The sequence below is a fragment of the Corynebacterium sp. MSK044 genome (assembly GCF_030232825.1).
Taxonomy (GTDB): domain Bacteria; phylum Actinomycetota; class Actinomycetes; order Mycobacteriales; family Mycobacteriaceae; genus Corynebacterium.
Map to the genome: position 1 here is coordinate 105,255 of NZ_JASPJJ010000002.1, position 15,768 is coordinate 121,022.

The window sequence follows — 15,768 nt, forward strand, 5'->3', positions numbered from 1 at the left end:
ACCATCTCTGAACCCTTGACCGACTCGCCGCAGGTGCGGAGCCCTGGCGAGCCTCCGCTACCGGATACTCACTCAGGCGCTACCAGATACTCACCACACCGCTACCATTTCAGTCTTCTAAACAAAAACCCAAGGACTTGCTACGAACGCCAAGATCCGATCTCTGATGCCGCCTTTTCAAGTTCGCCACCAAACCTTGCCCACAAAGCCGGTTGTTTCACTCTGATCTGATCAAAACCCTCACGAATATCCTGGGCATCAACGCCCCAGCGTCGATCTTGAGCAGGAATGGACGAAATTGCAGCTTCTAGGTTTTCAACCATTCGAGACGCCCAGTGGTCATCTACATCAGCAAATTTTCCGACTGCAAAGATCAACCATGCGATAGTTGCGGATACCTTCTCGGACGAATCAGAATACGACCATCTCTCCACTGACCGTAAACCGCCCCGATGCATTAGGTGAGCCAGAGCAAGAGGAATAGACCTAACAAATTCCGTCTTTATATCGTCTCTACTCTTGCCACTCACCCTCAGGGCTTCGAAGTCGGCTTTTTCAACAAGTTTTACTGCCAAAAATACTCCGGTAAGGACATTGAGCTTGAGGCCACCCGCCGTTTGAGCATCAATACCCTCGGATCGATAAATAAGTTGCGCTGCACACGGGGGATGGATCAGCACGAGATCTGTAAAGAACAAGTGTGTCGGTCTTTCTACGGCCGCTGATTCCCCTGTTACTAGTTCAACGACTAAGGAAGTATCAATATTCAAGTTCTCTCTAGACACAAGCCGCAAAAAATCTAAAAGCCCTCGATAGGCGGAAAGCTCTTTACAAACTCCGTAACGCCTTTCCAATCCATTGCAGTAATCATCCACAGAATCCTGATCTAACTCGTCCAATAATCTCAGGCCACGGTTGGAACCTGGAAGCGATATTTTTGGATTGGTTCGAATAATCGACCTCAAGAGCTTCTGATCATTCTCAGGAAATTCTCTGATCTCGTCCCATACGACTCGCAGATAAGCTTCATTGGCAGCATCTGAAAGCTCTGATAATAGAGAATCGCGCCTCTGACACTCCACAATTCGTTCCTGGCGCGACAGGCTAATGGCTTGTCTATCCAGCAGCTCCATGTTTGTTTTTGATTGTCGCGCTCCCATCCTCCATAGAATGACGGGTACGACGGCTGTAAAAATCATCGACAGGAAACCGACTAGAAACGTTGGATCCGACCATCCCCAATTGTTAACGATATCGTCTTTCCACGAAGAGAGAGTTTGAGTAAATTCAAACACCCTCAATCTCGGGTTTGCGGACATTTTCTTACGATCCATTCCTAGTCCGGGCTTGCTGACGTCTTGACCTTTACCCTGGCCATTGTTCAGTCGTTATCGGTTAAATATCTTCTGAATCAGAGCCACACATACAAACTTCCTGTCAACTTCCACGAACCCGGTCCCAGACAAGACACGCATTCTGCCCTAGGCATTTTAATCAAATTATCCTGGTATAACCCACCCCCTCCCATTTGTCTAAATAGAACAGAACTTGCGACAGCTTCCTTTGTTCGAGTTGTTTACCAGCCGCGCTCCGCAAGACGGTGCGGTGCCGGCAGGTCAGCAACGTTGATGCCCACCATGGCCTCACCCAGGCCCCGGGAGACCTCCGCAACGGTGGCAATGTCCTGCCAGTTCTGCGTTGCCTTCACTACAGCAGCAGCACGTGCTTCGGGGTTGCCGGACTTGAAGATACCGGAGCCAACGAAGACACCGTCCGCGCCGAGCTCCATCATGAGCGCTGCGTCAGCCGGGGTGGCCACACCACCAGCAACGAAGAGCGGAACCGGCAGCTTGCCGTTCTCAGCCACGTAGGAAACGAGCTCGTAGGGCGCTTGGAGCTCCTTGGCGGCAACGTACAGCTCATCGCGGTTGGAGTTCCAGATGGACTGGAGTTTGGCAATCTCACCCTTGATGGTGCGCAGGTGCTTGGTGGCCTCAGAGACATCACCTGTTCCTGCTTCACCCTTGGAGCGAATCATGGTAGCACCCTCGTTGACACGACGCAGTGCCTCACCCAGGTTGCTGGCACCACACACGAACGGCACGTTGAAGCCACGCTTATCAATGTGGTTGACGTAGTCAGCCGGGCTGAGCACCTCAGACTCATCGACATAGTGCACGCCGAGGTGCTCCAGGATCTTGGCCTCGACCGAGTGGCCGATACGCGCCTTGGCCATCACCGGGATATCCACCGCAGCCAGGATGCCCTCGATGAGGTCCGGGTCAGACATGCGGGCCACGCCACCCTGGGCGCGGATGTCCGCTGGGACTCGCTCAAGAGCCATAACGGCAACGGCACCAGCATCGGCCGCGATCTTTGCCTGCTCAGGGGTGACCACATCCATGATCACGCCACCCTTGAAAGTTTCGGTCAGTTCAGCTTTGGAGAGATTCGTAGTGAAAGTCATTGTGCCAGTCTCCCCCGCCCACTGGTAGATTCCTAGTGCCAGTTCTATTTAGATTCTTTGGACCAGTATGCTTATCGACGTCTCCCGCTCCCTCCCCATCCCCCTCCCCGCACAAGTAGCCACCGCGATCCGGAGGGCGATCACCGACGGATCACTGCAGCCGGGGGACGTTGTGCCCTCAACACGGGAGCTGGCAAAACTGGCGGGGATTTCCCGGGGGAGTGTGGTCACCGCTTATGACCAGCTCATCAGCGAAGGTTATCTGCTCGCATCGCAGGGATCGCCAACGCGCGTGCACCCCGATCTGCCAGCCGGGATCCCAGGGACGGCGAAAGAGCCTACTTTTCGGCCACAAGTTGAAACAGCGCAAAAAACTATTTCGTTGAAGCCGTCTTCGGGACATGCCGGCGGCGTCCGCCCCGCCGCGTGGCGCCAAGCGTGGCGGGAGGCTGCCGCGGAACCTGCCATCACCATCGACGCCGCCGGGCAACCCGAATTACGGTGTGCGATCGCCGAACATCTTCGCCTTACCCGCGGTCTGACTGTAAGTGAGGACCAGATTGTCATCACCGGCGGTTCGCGTGAGGGCCTCATGCTCATCCTGCTCACCCTCGCAAAGCGTCACGGCCAGTTGAGGGTCGGAGTTGAGGACCCTGGCCACCCCGGCCTGCGCCGCGTTATCCCGACTGTGGGACACGAAGCGGTGCCGTGCTCAGTCGACGAGTCCGGCGTGAACGTACATCTTTTGCCCAAAGAATTGGATGCGGTGCTTGTCACCCCCGCCTTCCAGCACCCCCTCGGCGCGTCGATGCCTGCCGGGCGTCGTTCCGAACTCCTCACCTGGGCAGCCGAGACCGGCACTGTCTTAATCGAGGACGACTTCAACGCGGAGCTCCGCTACCGGCTCGCACCACAACCGCCCCTGGCGGCGCTGAACACGGCGGCAGATGTCTTCACTCTGGGCACCTTCTCGACATTGCTCAGCCGCAACCTTTCAGCCGGCTACGTTGTCACTCCCCCGTCCTTCGCTGAGGACGTGCGCGAAACGCGGAAGATCCTCGGCATGCCAGTGTCCGCTGTCACTCAGCTAGCGGTCGCGCACCTTCTGCAAAGCGGCCACGTTCGCCGCAACACGAAGGCTGTGCGGAACAGGCTCACGAAACGACGGGCGATCATCCAGGCCGATCTCGTTCCAGTGCTCGAAGCCCGTGGTGCGCACGTAAGCGAAATGGCGGAATCCAATGGCGTCGACCTGGCGTTGACGTTCGGTTCCTCTAACGACCGCGACGCGTTCGCAGCCGCTCTCCGAGCGGACCGCATCAAATGTGGACGGTTAGAGTCCCTGTGGTCTGGGCCGGAACAACAGCACGAGGGCATCATCATGAGCTTCGCGCATTTGTCCGACCAGGATTTCGACACTGTTCTTCGCGCACTCTGTCCTTCCCCATCTACCACCAATTAGACACATCCCATTTTGGGATACAATAGGCTTCATGAACTCGCAAACAAGACAAATATCGCTGAGGATCTCTGACAGCCTTGTTTCCGCTATGGATGAGGCCGTCGCATCAGAACTAGCGCGCAGCCGCGCGGACATCGTCGAGAGTGCAGTCGAAAGAGAGCTGCGCAGGCTTATCGCGCTCAGGGACGTGGAGATCCTACGAGATAACCCCGAACCAGAAGCCGACCTTATAGTGGACTGGGTAAGCCGAAACGTAGTGTTCGATGACTGACATCCGGTCCGGGGGCATCTACTGGGTTCAGTTGGATAAGATCCGCCCTGCAGTGGTTCTTACACGCGACGTCGCCGTACCTTATCTTTCTACTATCACGGTTGCCCCAATTTTCACCAAGGTGCGGGGGGTGAAAACAGAAGTGATCGTCGACGAACGAAACGGCCTGGATCACGAATCTGCGGTGAACCTAGACAATGTGCAAACGGTCTCCAGAACCAGTGTGTTGGATGAGATCGGGTTTCTCACATTCAGACAAAAACGTGAACTGGCGTGGGCCCTCGTGCTCGCGTTCGACCTCGAGATACGTCTGCGCGATATTTAACTACCTTTCGGCTCCTCGAGCTATCACAGCACCTCAGCTGCGACTACCCGCTTGCCAGTGCGCCCGGTGATACGCGCCCACTCGTCCGGATTAGACACGTTGGGCATGTCTTCGCTCTCATCCTGCTCCGCACGCACCGCGGCGCGCAGATGATCGGCCGTCACGCCGGACCCGTGCCCGGCGATCTCATCCTTGATGGCCAGCTTCTTCGCACGGTCCACAACGTTGGCAATCATGGCGCCGGAGACGAAGTCGGAGTAGTGGAGGGTTTCCTGGGTGCCGTCGATAAGCGTGAGCTTCACGAATGGCCGCGGCGCGTAGAGCGTATCCACGGCAACCTGGATGAGCTCGTCCACCTCCCCATCGTGTGGGAGGTCATCGGTCAAGTAGCGTGCGAAGATGTCTTTCGCCTCCGTGCGATCAGGCCTATCGACGCGGATCTTGATGTCCAGGCGACCCGGCCGAAGGATAGCCGGGTCGATGAGTTCCTCGCGGTTGGTTGCGCCGATGACGATGACGTTGGCGATGTCTTCCACACCGTCAATCTCCGTGAGGAGCTGTGGCACCACGGTGGTCTCCATATCGGAGGAAACACCGGAGCCACGTGTGCGGAAGATGGATTCCATCTCGTCGAAGAAGATGATCACCGGGCGGCCCTCTGAGGCGAGTTCACGGGCACGCTCGAAGATGAGGCGAATGCGGCGCTCGGTCTCGCCCACATACTTATTCAGCAGCTCAGGACCTTTGACGTTGAGGAAGTGCGCTTTGCCGCCATCGCCGATACGCGAGGACAAAGAGTTGGCCACGGCCTTGGCAATAAGCGTCTTGCCACACCCCGGCGGGCCATACAGCAGCACGCCTTTCGGCGGCTTGAGGTCATAGGCCTTGTACAGATCCGGGTGCGCAAATGGTAACTCCACGGAATCACGGATCGTCTCAATCTGAGAGTGCAAGCCACCGATGTCGTCGTAGGTGACGTCCGGGACTTCTTCGAGTGAGAGCTGGTTGACCTCCGTTTTAGGGATGCGCTCGAACGCATAGCCGGACTTGTAGTCGAGCAGCACTGTGTCACCAGCACGGGCTGTTTTTTGCAGCTTCTCTGTCAGCTGCACCACCTGTTCAGCGCCCTGCATGTCGGAGACAATCGCACGGTCAAAACCTATTTTCTCCGACACGGTGCCCAGCTGCCCCACGCGGGTGAAACCGCAGGCTTCCACCACAACGGAACCTTCGCCCAAACGGACAAGCGCACCGATGAGCAAGGAACCCGGCTCCACGTTCGGCGATACCTTCAAACGCATCCGGCGCCCAGAGGTGAACACCTCTGCTTCCTGTCCACGGCGCGCCGGACCCAAGTAGATCCCGTAAGTGGACGCTGGTTCACCGAGGACTTCCACCTGTGCTGAAAGATCCTTCAGCTTGTCGCGCGACGATTTGAGCATTTCAGCCAGCTGCTTATTGCGCGCGCCCAAGGCTTGGTTCTGAATTTTCAGTTCCCGGAGTTCAGCTGCAGGATCGGTCATGCTGTTTAGCTTATCGGCTCTGTTTAACGGCGAGCCTTACGCTGCGGTCGCGGTGGGGTGACACCATCTGCCAAACGCCGCGTCCACACGAGGAAGGCGGTGTGCGCATTCATGCGGTGTTCCGGGCGAGTAGCCAGGCCCTCGACCTTCCACTCACGCAGCAGGGTCTCCCAGGAGCGTGGCTCGGTGAAGCATTGAGCAGCGCGGATGCCCTCCACAATGTTCATCAGCTGTGGCACGGTGGCCACGTATGTCATGAACACGCCACCGGGGATGAGCACGTTCTTCACGGTCTCGATGAAGTGCCATGGCTCCACCATATCCAGGATCACGCGGTCAACAGGTCCGCCAAGATCTTCCTGGGTGACCTCCCCGAAATCCCCCAAACGCGGGGTCCACCACTCGGGTTGGCCGCCGAAGTATTCCTCAACATTGTCACGCGCGAACTGCAGGTGATCATCCCGAATCTCGTAGGAAAACACATGACCCTGCGGACCCACGGCACGCAGGAGCGACATAGTCAATGCACCCGACCCAGCGCCAGCTTCCAGCACACGAGCACCCATGAAGATATCGCCCTCAACGAGGATCTGGCCCGCGTCCTTCGGATAAATCACTGCAGCACCACGCGGCATGGACAACACATGGTCCACCAGCAGGTGACGGAAGCACAGGTAGTCCGAACCCATGGAAGACCGCACCACAGAGCCTTCATCGGCACCAATGATGTCGTCATGGGCAACCGCACCCTTGTGGGTGTGGTAGTTCGCGCCCGGGACAAGCTCAATGGTGAAGTGACGGCGCTTCGCGTCAGTCAGCTGCACTTTATCGCCGGGGCGGAAGGGGCCGGAGTACATGGTTCTCCTTGTGGTTGGGGGTCAATCCAGAGATCAGTTATGCGCCAACAAAGTATGCCGTAAGAGCATCCGCGAACCATAGTTGGTCCTGTACACCAGCAAGTTCACGCGCGGAATGCATGGACAACAGCGGAATGCCTACGTCCACGGTGGGAATGCCCAGGCGTGTCGACGCAATCGGTCCAATCGTCGAACCGCACGGCACGGAGTTATGCCCCACGAATGTTTGTACCGGGACGTTGGCGGCTCGCGCCGCACGAATCCACGCGGCTTCGGTTACCGCATCAGAGGCGTAACGCTGGTTCGCGTTGATCTTCAGCACAGGCCCGCAGTTCATCAGCGGACGATGCGTCGGATCATGTTTGCCCGGGTAATTTGGGTGCACAGCATGCGCCGCGTCGGCGGAGATCATCGTGGACTGGCGGAAGACGTCGATAGGCTGGCCCGTGGTTTCAGCCAGCATGGTGAGAACGTGCTCCAGTAGCGGCCCACCCGCGCCCGTGACGGAGGCCGAACCGACCTCCTCATGGTTGAAAGAAGCCAGCACCAGCACATGGTCCGGATCCTCTTCCACAGCACGCAAAAGCGCGCTTATCGACGCCCACAGGCTCGACACATTATCCAACCTTCCCGCCGCCAACATGTCCCCAACGACCTCAGGCTTCTGCGCGTCCGCACTGATAAGTTCGTGCGAGACGATCTCGTCTACCTCTACCCCAGCGGATGCGGCCACGATGTCCATGATCGGGGAATCCACCATCATGATCGGCTGCGTATGCACTTGGCGGTCGACTTCTGGTGTGTCGCCGCGGTAAAGGTGAATCGCCAGGTTAGGCACACGCGCAACCGGACCAGTGTCTGCCAGGCGCGTGGAACCATCTAGCAAAGCGACCCGCCCAGCGAAGCGGAGTTCCCGGTCAAACCAGGAGGACAAGATCGGCCCACCGTAGACCTCCACCGCCAACTGGCGGAATCCTTCGCTCTGCACGTCCGGTTGGGGTTTGAGCATCAACCCGGGTGAATCCGTGTGCGAGCCGACGATGCGGAAACCCGGTTTTGGGTTCTCGGGGATCCACCAGGCGATGACGGCGCCGCCGTCGATAAGCACGTGCCCTCCTGGTGAGGTAGCCGTGTCTTCGCTGAAACCTGCGGCGACAAGCGCATCGCGCGTATTCGCGGCGGCGTGGAAGGCGCTGGGGCTGGCGGTGATGAACTCGGTGAAATCGCTGATCTGGTGAGCAACTGGCATACACACCACTCTAGGATGAAGAGCAATATGACTCCACGACCGCTCGCATTATCTCCGTCCCGCGCTAATGACTACCAGCAGTGCCCGTTGAAGTACCGCCTGCGCGCCATTGATCGGCTTCCGGAGCCCAAAACGGAGGCACAGGTGAAAGGCAACCTCGTGCACGCTGTGCTCGAAGAGATGCACGCGTGGCCCCGTGAACAGCGCACGTACCCGGCCGCAGTGAAGCAGATTAAGCCGTCCTGGGCGGCGATGTTGGAGCAGGACTCCACACAAGCGGAACCGATCGAGGATGAGCATCAGCTCTTCGTCGATGCGCGCACTCTTCTGCGCGGCTACTTCGAGATGGAGAATCCACTCGGCTTCGATTCGCACGAGCAGGAAATGTACGTGGATACCGTGCTGCCTAACGGCGTGCCAGTACGTGGCTTCATCGACCGCGTGGACATCGCGCCCACGGGTGAGGTGCGCGTGGTGGACTACAAAACCGGCAAGAAACCCTCGCCACGTTTCTCCGCTGAGGCGCAGTTCCAAATGCGGTTCTACGCGCTGGTGTATTGGCGCTTGTTTGGCACGATCCCCCACCAGCTGCGACTCATGTATCTCAAGGTAATGGACTCCATGTTCCTAGCTCCCTCGCGTGAGGAGCTCGAGTACTTCGAACGAGACCTAGGTGACTTGTGGGCCAAGATCGAGGCCGATGGCACATCCGGCAACTTCCGCCCGAAGAAATCCAAGCTGTGCGACTGGTGTGCCTTCCAGTCACTGTGTCCTGAGTTCGGTGGTACCCCGCCGAACTACCCGGGGTGGCCGGGCAGCACTGCGGATACTGCTGCTGGCGCTTAGAACAACCCGGTGATCTTGCCGTTGCCGTCCACGTCAATGTTGTTAGCGGCGGGCACCTTGGGCAGACCCGGCATGGTCATCACATCACCGGTCAGAGCAACGATGAAACCAGCGCCAGTACGTGGAATGAGTTTGCGCACGTGCAAAGTGTGCCCGGTCGGTGCGCCGAGCTGATCCGGGTCATCGGAGAAGCTGTACTGCGTCTTGGAAATACACACCGGCAGCGTGTCCCAGCCGTTTTCCTTGAGCGCTTTCAGGTCGCGCTGGGCGTTGACGGAGTACTGCACCGCATCCGCACGGTAGATCTCCTTCGCGATGGTCTCAATCGCATTCTCAATCCCGTCAGCCGCGTCATAGAGCTGCGTCGAAGTGTTTTCAGTGAGGTTGTCTAGCACCACATCAGCCAGCTCAAGTGCGCCCTGCCCGCCCTTGGCCCACACGTCGGCTTGCGCCAGAGCCACACCAAAACCAGCAGCCCATTCGCGCATAGCATTCATCTCCGCCTCGGTGTCAGACGTAAAGCGGTTCAGTGCCACAACAGGTGTGACGCCGAACTTGCGGATGTTCTCCACATGGCGCTCCAAGTTCACCACGCCAGCGCGCAGAGCGTCGAGGTTCTCTTGTTCCAAGTCTTCGCGGGCAACACCGCCGTTGTACTTCAGCGAGCGAATCGTAGCCACGACGACGGCGCCAGCAACATCGAGGTCGCCATAACGAGCCTTGATGTCAAAGAACTTTTCAGCACCAAGATCCGAACCAAAGCCCGCCTCTGTGAGAACAATGTCAGCACAAGCCCGCGCTGTTTGCGTAGCGACGAGGGTGTTACAGCCATGCGCAATATTGGCAAAGGGGCCACCATGGATGAAGGCGGGTGTGCCGCCGAGGGTCTGCACCAAATTCGGGTTCATCGCCTCCTTGAGCAGCGCCGCCATCGCACCTTCAGCCTTGATCTCCCCCGCTGTGACAGGTTTAAGGTCATATGTGAAACCAATGGTGATACGAGCCAGACGCTTCTTAAGGTCCTCCAAGTCCGTGGCCAGACCAAGGATGGCCATGATCTCACTGGCGGCGGTAATAGTGAAGCCCGTTTCTGCTGGCAAACCATTACCTGGTCCACCAAGGCCCGTGACCACTTTGCGCAGTGAGCGGTCATTCACGTCAAGGCAGCGCTGCCAGGTGATCCGGCGTTCGTCGATACGCAACTCATTGCCCTGCTGGATGTGGTTGTCGATCATCGCAGCGAGCGTATTGTTGGCGCTGGTAATTGCGTGGAAGTCCCCCGTGAAATGCAGGTTGATGTTCTCCATTGGCACGACCTGAGAGTAACCACCGCCGGCAGCACCACCCTTAATGCCCATGACTGGGCCGAGCGACGGCTCACGCAGCGCCACGGCAACGTTGTGTCCGCGCTGTGCCAAGGCATCGGTGAGACCAATGAGCACAGTGGACTTACCCTCACCCGCCGGGGTCGGGGACACACCGGTGACAAGGACGAGCTTGCCCTTCGGAGTCCCCTCAATCTTCTGCAGATCCACCTTGGCCATCGAATGGCCATAAGGAATCAGTACATCTTCGGGAACCCCCGCTTTTGCTGCAATGTCTGTGATCGGCTCGAGTGTGTGGGCTTGTGCAATTTCAACGTCAGTCATCGGTTGGTTCATATTTTCCAGCCTAGGCGAAAGCTAGAGGACAACCGCCCCGATGCCATAACCCAGCAGCACTGAGACGAAGATACAGAACACGCCGGGGACAATAAAGGGGTGATCAAAGACGTAGTGGCCGATTCGCGTAGAGCCAGTGTCATCCATTTCCACCGCTGCGAGCAGAGTCGGATACGTGGGAAGAACGAATAGCGCCGACGCAGCGGGAAAGGCCGCGACAGCAGTCAGAGGGCTCACCCCGATGGCAAGAGCCGCCGGCATAAGAGCTTTTGCGGTCGCTGCCTGTGAGTACAGCAAAGAGGCAGCAAAGAACAGCACCACAGCAAGCAACCACGGCTGGGATTGCAAGACATTGCCAGAAATGCTTTGGATGTCATCGATGTAGTGGTTAATGAAGGTCGTGCCCAGCCAAGCAACACCAAGCACACAGACCGTGGCGGACATACCGGAACGAAAAACTTGGGTGCCAAGGATCTCCGCTGCTGAAATCTTGGTGACAATCACAATCAACATAGCTGCAGCCAGCATGATCGCCATGATTGCTTCGTTACGCGGAATAGTTGGATCAGCGATCAGGCCCACCTGATCGGAGATCAGGGTTGCGTAGAACATCACAACCACAATCGCCAGAAGGAAGATCGCAACCGAAGCCTTCGCTGCCCGTGTCGGCACATATCCGGTCTCCGAAGCTGGTGGTTTAACCAGTCCGTCCGCCAGTCGCTTTTGATATACGGGATCATCGCCCAGGTCTTTGCCTAAACGGTTAGCAATCCAGGCGGTAGGGAAAATAGCCAGGAAAGTCGCTGGAAGCATTACGGCCAGCAACTGAAGATAGCTCACACCGAGCGGTTCCAGGATCGAAGCCATGAACACGACGGCGGCGGAGATGGGTGATGCCACGATTGCCATCTGCGAGGCAATAACGGCCACGGACAACGGGCGTGATGGTCGCACTTTCCCTTCTTTGGCCACCTCCACGATGACTGGAAGCGTAGAAAAAGCAGTGTGCCCAGTCCCCGCCAGAACCGTCATCAGCCAGGTGACAATAGGCGCGTATAAAGTGACGTGTTTCGGATCCCGCCGCAAGAACCTCTCCGCTAGGTAGACGAGGTAATCCATGCCACCCGCACGTTGCATGGCGGAGATCGCGGCGATAACGCACATGATGATGCCAATGACGTCGAAGGGAATATCTTCGGCCGTCACCGACATTCCTGTCGCGCCGAGCAGCAACACCCCCAAGCCGCCTGCGAAACCAATCGCAATGGATCCATACCGTGCGCCAAGAACAATAGCGCCGAACAAGATGATGAGTTGAAGGACGAGCAACATGGTGATCCCACTTTCCAAAAACAGTCCTCTTGCCAGTATGGAATGTAAAAATCCGCTTGGCCATAAAACCAAGCGGATTCTTTCCCGATTGTGTGCGGTTTAACAAACCCGGAAGATACCGATGTCTCTTCGCGCTAGTCCAGATACAGCTTTCCGCGGTACTCCGGGTGCATTAGGTTCTGCTTGCTCAGAACTTCATTGAGCGTTTCTTCATCCAGCAAGCCCTTCTCCAGAACGAGCTCGCGGACACCACGACCGGTTGCAGCAGCTTCCTTGCCCACCAGATCTCCGTTGTGGTGACCGATGAACGGGTTGAGGTAAGTGATGATGCCGATGGAGTTGTCCACGTACGCTTGGCACACATCCTCATTAGCGGTAATGCCCACAACACACTTCTCACGCAGGGTGCGAGCAGCATTGGCCAGCAAGTGAATGGACTCAAACAGGGACTGCGCGATCACCGGCTCCATCACGTTGAGCTGCAGCTGACCAGCTTCAGCAGCCATGCTCACGGTGAGGTCGTTGCCGAAGACCTTGAAGCACACCTGGTTGACCACTTCGGGGATCACCGGGTTGACCTTCGCCGGCATGATGGACGAACCAGCCTGGCGCTCCGGCAAATTGATCTCGTTGAGGCCAGCGCGCGGGCCAGAGGACAGCAGGCGAAGATCATTACATATCTTGGACAGCTTCATCGCTGCACGCTTGATCGCAGAGTGAGCCATCACGTATCCGCCGGTATCAGAGGTTGCCTCAATCAGATCCGGAGACGTGGAGATAGGCAGACCGGTCACCTCACGCATCGCCGCAACAACCTGGTCGCGGTAGCCACTTGGGGTGTTCACACCAGTACCGATGGCGGTGGCGCCAAGGTTGATCTCCAGAAGATCATTCGCCGCGCTCTTCAGCGTGCGCTGTTCCTCCGCCAAGTTGGAGCCAAACGCAGTGAATTCAGCACCCAGAGTCATCGGTACAGCATCCTGCAGCTGGGTGCGGCCCATCTTCAAAATGTCCCCAAACTCATCGCCCTTTGCACGGAACGCATGCTGCAGCTTGTCAAACTCTTCGAGCAGGCCCTGCAGTGCGTGGTACAGACCAAGACGGAAACCAGTGGGGTACGCGTCGTTGGTGGACTGGGACATGTTCACATCATCATTAGGGTTGATGATGTCGTAGCGGCCCTTTTCATGGCCCAGCGTTTCCAACGCGAGGTTGGCCACAACCTCGTTGGTGTTCATGTTCACCGACGTACCAGCGCCACCCTGGAAGGCATCCGTGGGGAACTGATCCATGCAGCGCCCCTCATCCAGAATGAGGTCACATGCGGCGATGATCGCGTCAGCCTTGTCCTTCGGCAACGTGTGCAGACGACGGTTAGCCATCGCTGCAGCCTTCTTCACCATGACCATGCCACGCACGAAGTCCGGGAAATCCTGGACCTTGGTGGAGGAGATGTGGAAGTTGTCTACGGCACGCATGGTGTGGACGCCGTAGTAATTCTCATTGGGGACATCAATCGTCCCAAGCAAGTCTTCTTCAGTTCTGTAGCCCATGGGGCCACTATTACCACATTCTAGATGCGGGCGATGCGCAGTTCAGAAGCCAGAATCGCTTCCGCGCCCGTAGCTGCAAGTCGATCCATGAGAAGGTTCGCTTCTTTCCGCGGAACCATTGCACGAACAGCAACCCAATTCTCACGCTGAAGTGGCGACACGGTCGGACCGGTTAACCCTGGGGTCACCGCCACTGCTGCATCCAGGTTCTCGCGCGAGATGTTGTAGTCGAGCATGAGGAAGTTGTGAGCAGTGAGAATACCCCGAATGCGGGAAAGCACCACCTCATCGTTCGCGGTGAGTTCACGGCCTTTTCGCTTCACGACGACAGCCTCACTCTTCACAATCGGCTCCCCAAACGGAGCCAGCCCCTGTTGGCGCAGCGTTGCACCTGTGGACACCACGTCCGCAATCGCATCTGCAACACCGAGCTTGATGGCGATCTCCACCGCACCATCAAGACGGATGACCTCTGCCTCAACGCCACGTTCAGCGAGGTAGTCAGCCGCCAAGTGCGGGTAGGAGGTAGCCAGGCGCTTTCCGTGCAGATCCTCCACCGTCCAGGTTTCATCTGCTGGCGCAGCGAAGCGGAAGGTCGAACCGCCGAACCCGAGGCTCAAAACCTCTTCTACTTCCGCGCGGGAGTCCTTGGCAAGATCACGGCCGGTAATACCGAGGTCAAGGTGACCACCAGCGACGTAGATGGCAATGTCCTTCGGACGCAGGAAGAAGAACTCGACGTCATTGGCTTCGTCGACAATATTCAACGCCTTGGAGATTCCGCGGCCCTTGTAGCCGGCCTCCTTGAGAATCTCAGTGGCAGCTTCAGACAGGGAACCCTTGTTGGGAACAGCGATCTTGATCATGGCGGCGGTGTGTTCTCCTCTAGAGGTACTTGTAAATGTCGTCGGGGGTCAGGCCACGGGAGACCATCATCACCTGCGTCCAGTAGATGAGCTGGCTCATTTCCTCGGCGAGTTCCTCATCGGACTGGTACTCGGAGGCGATCCACACCTCGCCAGCTTCCTCGATGATCTTCTTGCCAATCGCATGCGGGCCTTTATCCAGTGCCTCTACCGTGCCGGAACCAGTAGGACGCTCGACAGCTTTAGTGGATAGTTCTGCGAAGAGTTCATCGAAGTTTTTCACGCAGATCACTCTAATCTATTGCGAGCTTGCTGCACGGAACCGGGCATAAACCCACTCCGCATCAGCACCCACAAATTCCTGCGGGTCCAGCGGCACAACACCCTCCGGAACCTTCTCTGCAAGACCAAGGCCCACGCATCCAGCCGCAGCGGCAGCGCTCATTCCTGCCCACGAATCCTCAAACACGAGGCAATCCTTGGGGTCCTGCCCCACTGCTTGAGCAGCAGCCAGATACATATCCGGGGCCGGCTTCGGGTTGAGCACCTCATCCCCAGTCACAGAACCACAGAAGAATTCACGCCCCACTGCATCGATGCAACGATCCGCCAACTCGCGTTCGGTGTTGGTGGTGACCATCATGGGGATGCCGTCGATAAGCAACGATGCGAGCAATTCCCGCACTCCCGGATTCGGCTGCACATCCGCTGACAACAGCTCACCCATCCGCTCATACATCCACGCGCGGTAATGCTCATAGTCACCGGGCTGAAGCTCCACGCCTGCCCACTCGGCACACACGCGCAGCGTGTTGGCAAAGCTGCCACCGACAGTCCGCTCGCGCTGTTCTGCATCGAGTCTGCGACCAAGCTTTTCAGAAAGCTCAAACGTGGCTATGCCCCACAGAGGCTCCGTATCCACCATCGTGCCGTCCATGTCCCAAAAGACAGCGGCAGGCCGCGCGCTAGTCAAGCTCAGGCAGGGAATTCAGGGCGTCCTCAGTAGCGCCCGTTGCTGCCGCCGCACGGTAAGCGAAGTCCTGGAGATCAGCCTTCTCTTCTGGCTCGAGCACCGCATCCGCGTGCTGCGCGTTGAACTCATGGAGGTTCGTGAAAAACGGTTCCACCACGGCATTCAGCTTGTCCGCACCCGGGTCAGCATCGACGAGATCGAGGGCATCAAGGTACATTTCCAAAAGTCGCTTCAGATCAGGCAGCACAGCCGGATCAAAAGGCTCGTCCCAGAACTCCTTGTCACCCTCGTTGAGGTAGGAGCCAGTGGCAAAGGTGGTCAGGTCGTCGATGAACTCGTTGACATCGTCCTGGAACTGTTCACGGATCGTCATAGTCGCTATT

At 57.7% G+C, this 15,768-nt stretch carries 15 protein-coding genes; 3 read left to right on the forward strand and 12 right to left on the reverse strand.

The window, feature by feature from the left end; genetic code table 11:
• Window positions 1-140: 140 nt before the first annotated feature.
• Window positions 141-1,334: a hypothetical protein gene (locus QP994_RS02030; protein ID WP_284865196.1), complete on the reverse strand. Its 1,194-nt coding sequence runs from the start codon at window positions 1,332-1,334 to the stop codon at window positions 141-143.
• Window positions 1,335-1,576: 242 nt separating this feature from the next.
• Window positions 1,577-2,467, reverse strand: coding sequence for a pyridoxal 5'-phosphate synthase lyase subunit PdxS (pdxS, locus tag QP994_RS02035; RefSeq protein ID WP_284865197.1), 891 nt, complete (start codon window positions 2,465-2,467; stop codon window positions 1,577-1,579).
• A gap of 67 nt (window positions 2,468-2,534) precedes the next feature.
• Between pdxS and pdxR the strand changes: the two genes are divergently transcribed.
• Entirely contained in the window at window positions 2,535-3,929 is a 1,395-nt protein-coding gene (gene pdxR / locus QP994_RS02040) for a MocR-like pyridoxine biosynthesis transcription factor PdxR (RefSeq protein ID WP_284865198.1), read from the forward strand.
• 263 nt (window positions 3,930-4,192) lie between these two features.
• Window positions 4,193-4,525 (forward strand): type II toxin-antitoxin system PemK/MazF family toxin, encoded by a 333-nt coding sequence (locus QP994_RS02045; RefSeq protein ID WP_284856348.1) that lies wholly within the window; start codon window positions 4,193-4,195, stop codon window positions 4,523-4,525.
• Window positions 4,526-4,548: 23 nt separating this feature from the next.
• Here the strand turns inward: QP994_RS02045 and arc are convergent, their stop codons facing one another.
• The 3 genes from arc to QP994_RS02060 are packed head-to-tail and all read right to left on the reverse strand — an operon-like array spanning window position 4,549 to window position 8,154.
• Entirely contained in the window at window positions 4,549-6,048 is a 1,500-nt protein-coding gene (gene arc / locus QP994_RS02050) for a proteasome ATPase (RefSeq protein WP_284865199.1), read from the reverse strand.
• A 23-nt stretch (window positions 6,049-6,071) separates the two neighbouring features.
• A complete protein-coding gene (locus QP994_RS02055; RefSeq protein ID WP_284856350.1) occupies window positions 6,072-6,905 on the reverse strand; it encodes a tRNA (adenine-N1)-methyltransferase in 834 nt (277 codons plus the stop codon).
• A gap of 37 nt (window positions 6,906-6,942) precedes the next feature.
• On the reverse strand, window positions 6,943-8,154 hold the full coding sequence (locus QP994_RS02060) for a M18 family aminopeptidase (protein WP_284865200.1): 1,212 nt from the start codon (window positions 8,152-8,154) through the stop codon (window positions 6,943-6,945).
• A gap of 15 nt (window positions 8,155-8,169) precedes the next feature.
• On the opposite strand from QP994_RS02060, the gene QP994_RS02065 reads away from it, so the two are divergent.
• A complete protein-coding gene (locus QP994_RS02065; protein WP_502869992.1) occupies window positions 8,170-9,000 on the forward strand; it encodes a RecB family exonuclease in 831 nt (276 codons plus the stop codon).
• On the opposite strand, the gene QP994_RS02070 is transcribed toward QP994_RS02065, so the two are convergent.
• The 7 genes from QP994_RS02070 to QP994_RS02100 form a co-directional block, all read right to left on the reverse strand.
• Window positions 8,997-10,661 carry a formate--tetrahydrofolate ligase gene (locus QP994_RS02070; RefSeq protein WP_284865201.1) on the reverse strand — a complete coding sequence of 555 codons (1,665 nt, stop codon included), beginning with the start codon at window positions 10,659-10,661 and terminating at the stop codon, window positions 8,997-8,999. The two genes, QP994_RS02065 and QP994_RS02070, sit on opposite strands and share 4 nt — an antisense overlap.
• A 21-nt stretch (window positions 10,662-10,682) precedes the next feature.
• Window positions 10,683-11,993, reverse strand: coding sequence for an anaerobic C4-dicarboxylate transporter (locus QP994_RS02075; RefSeq protein WP_284865202.1), 1,311 nt, complete (start codon window positions 11,991-11,993; stop codon window positions 10,683-10,685).
• A gap of 134 nt (window positions 11,994-12,127) precedes the next feature.
• On the reverse strand, window positions 12,128-13,546 hold the full coding sequence (gene aspA, locus QP994_RS02080; protein WP_284856355.1) for an aspartate ammonia-lyase: 1,419 nt from the start codon (window positions 13,544-13,546) through the stop codon (window positions 12,128-12,130).
• A 20-nt stretch (window positions 13,547-13,566) separates the two neighbouring features.
• Entirely contained in the window at window positions 13,567-14,412 is an 846-nt protein-coding gene (gene hisG / locus QP994_RS02085) for an ATP phosphoribosyltransferase (RefSeq protein ID WP_284856356.1), read from the reverse strand.
• A 19-nt stretch (window positions 14,413-14,431) separates the two neighbouring features.
• The gene (locus tag QP994_RS02090; RefSeq protein ID WP_284856357.1) at window positions 14,432-14,695 is read right to left on the reverse strand and encodes a phosphoribosyl-ATP diphosphatase; all 264 of its coding nucleotides are present in this window, start codon (window positions 14,693-14,695) and stop codon (window positions 14,432-14,434) included.
• 15 nt (window positions 14,696-14,710) lie between these two features.
• Complete coding sequence (locus tag QP994_RS02095) at window positions 14,711-15,385, reverse strand: HAD family hydrolase (RefSeq protein ID WP_284865203.1); 675 nt, start codon at window positions 15,383-15,385, stop codon at window positions 14,711-14,713.
• Entirely contained in the window at window positions 15,378-15,758 is a 381-nt protein-coding gene (locus QP994_RS02100; protein ID WP_284865204.1) for a hypothetical protein, read from the reverse strand. Before QP994_RS02100 ends, QP994_RS02095 begins: the two co-directional genes overlap by 8 nt.
• Between the last annotated feature and the right edge of the window lie 10 nt (window positions 15,759-15,768).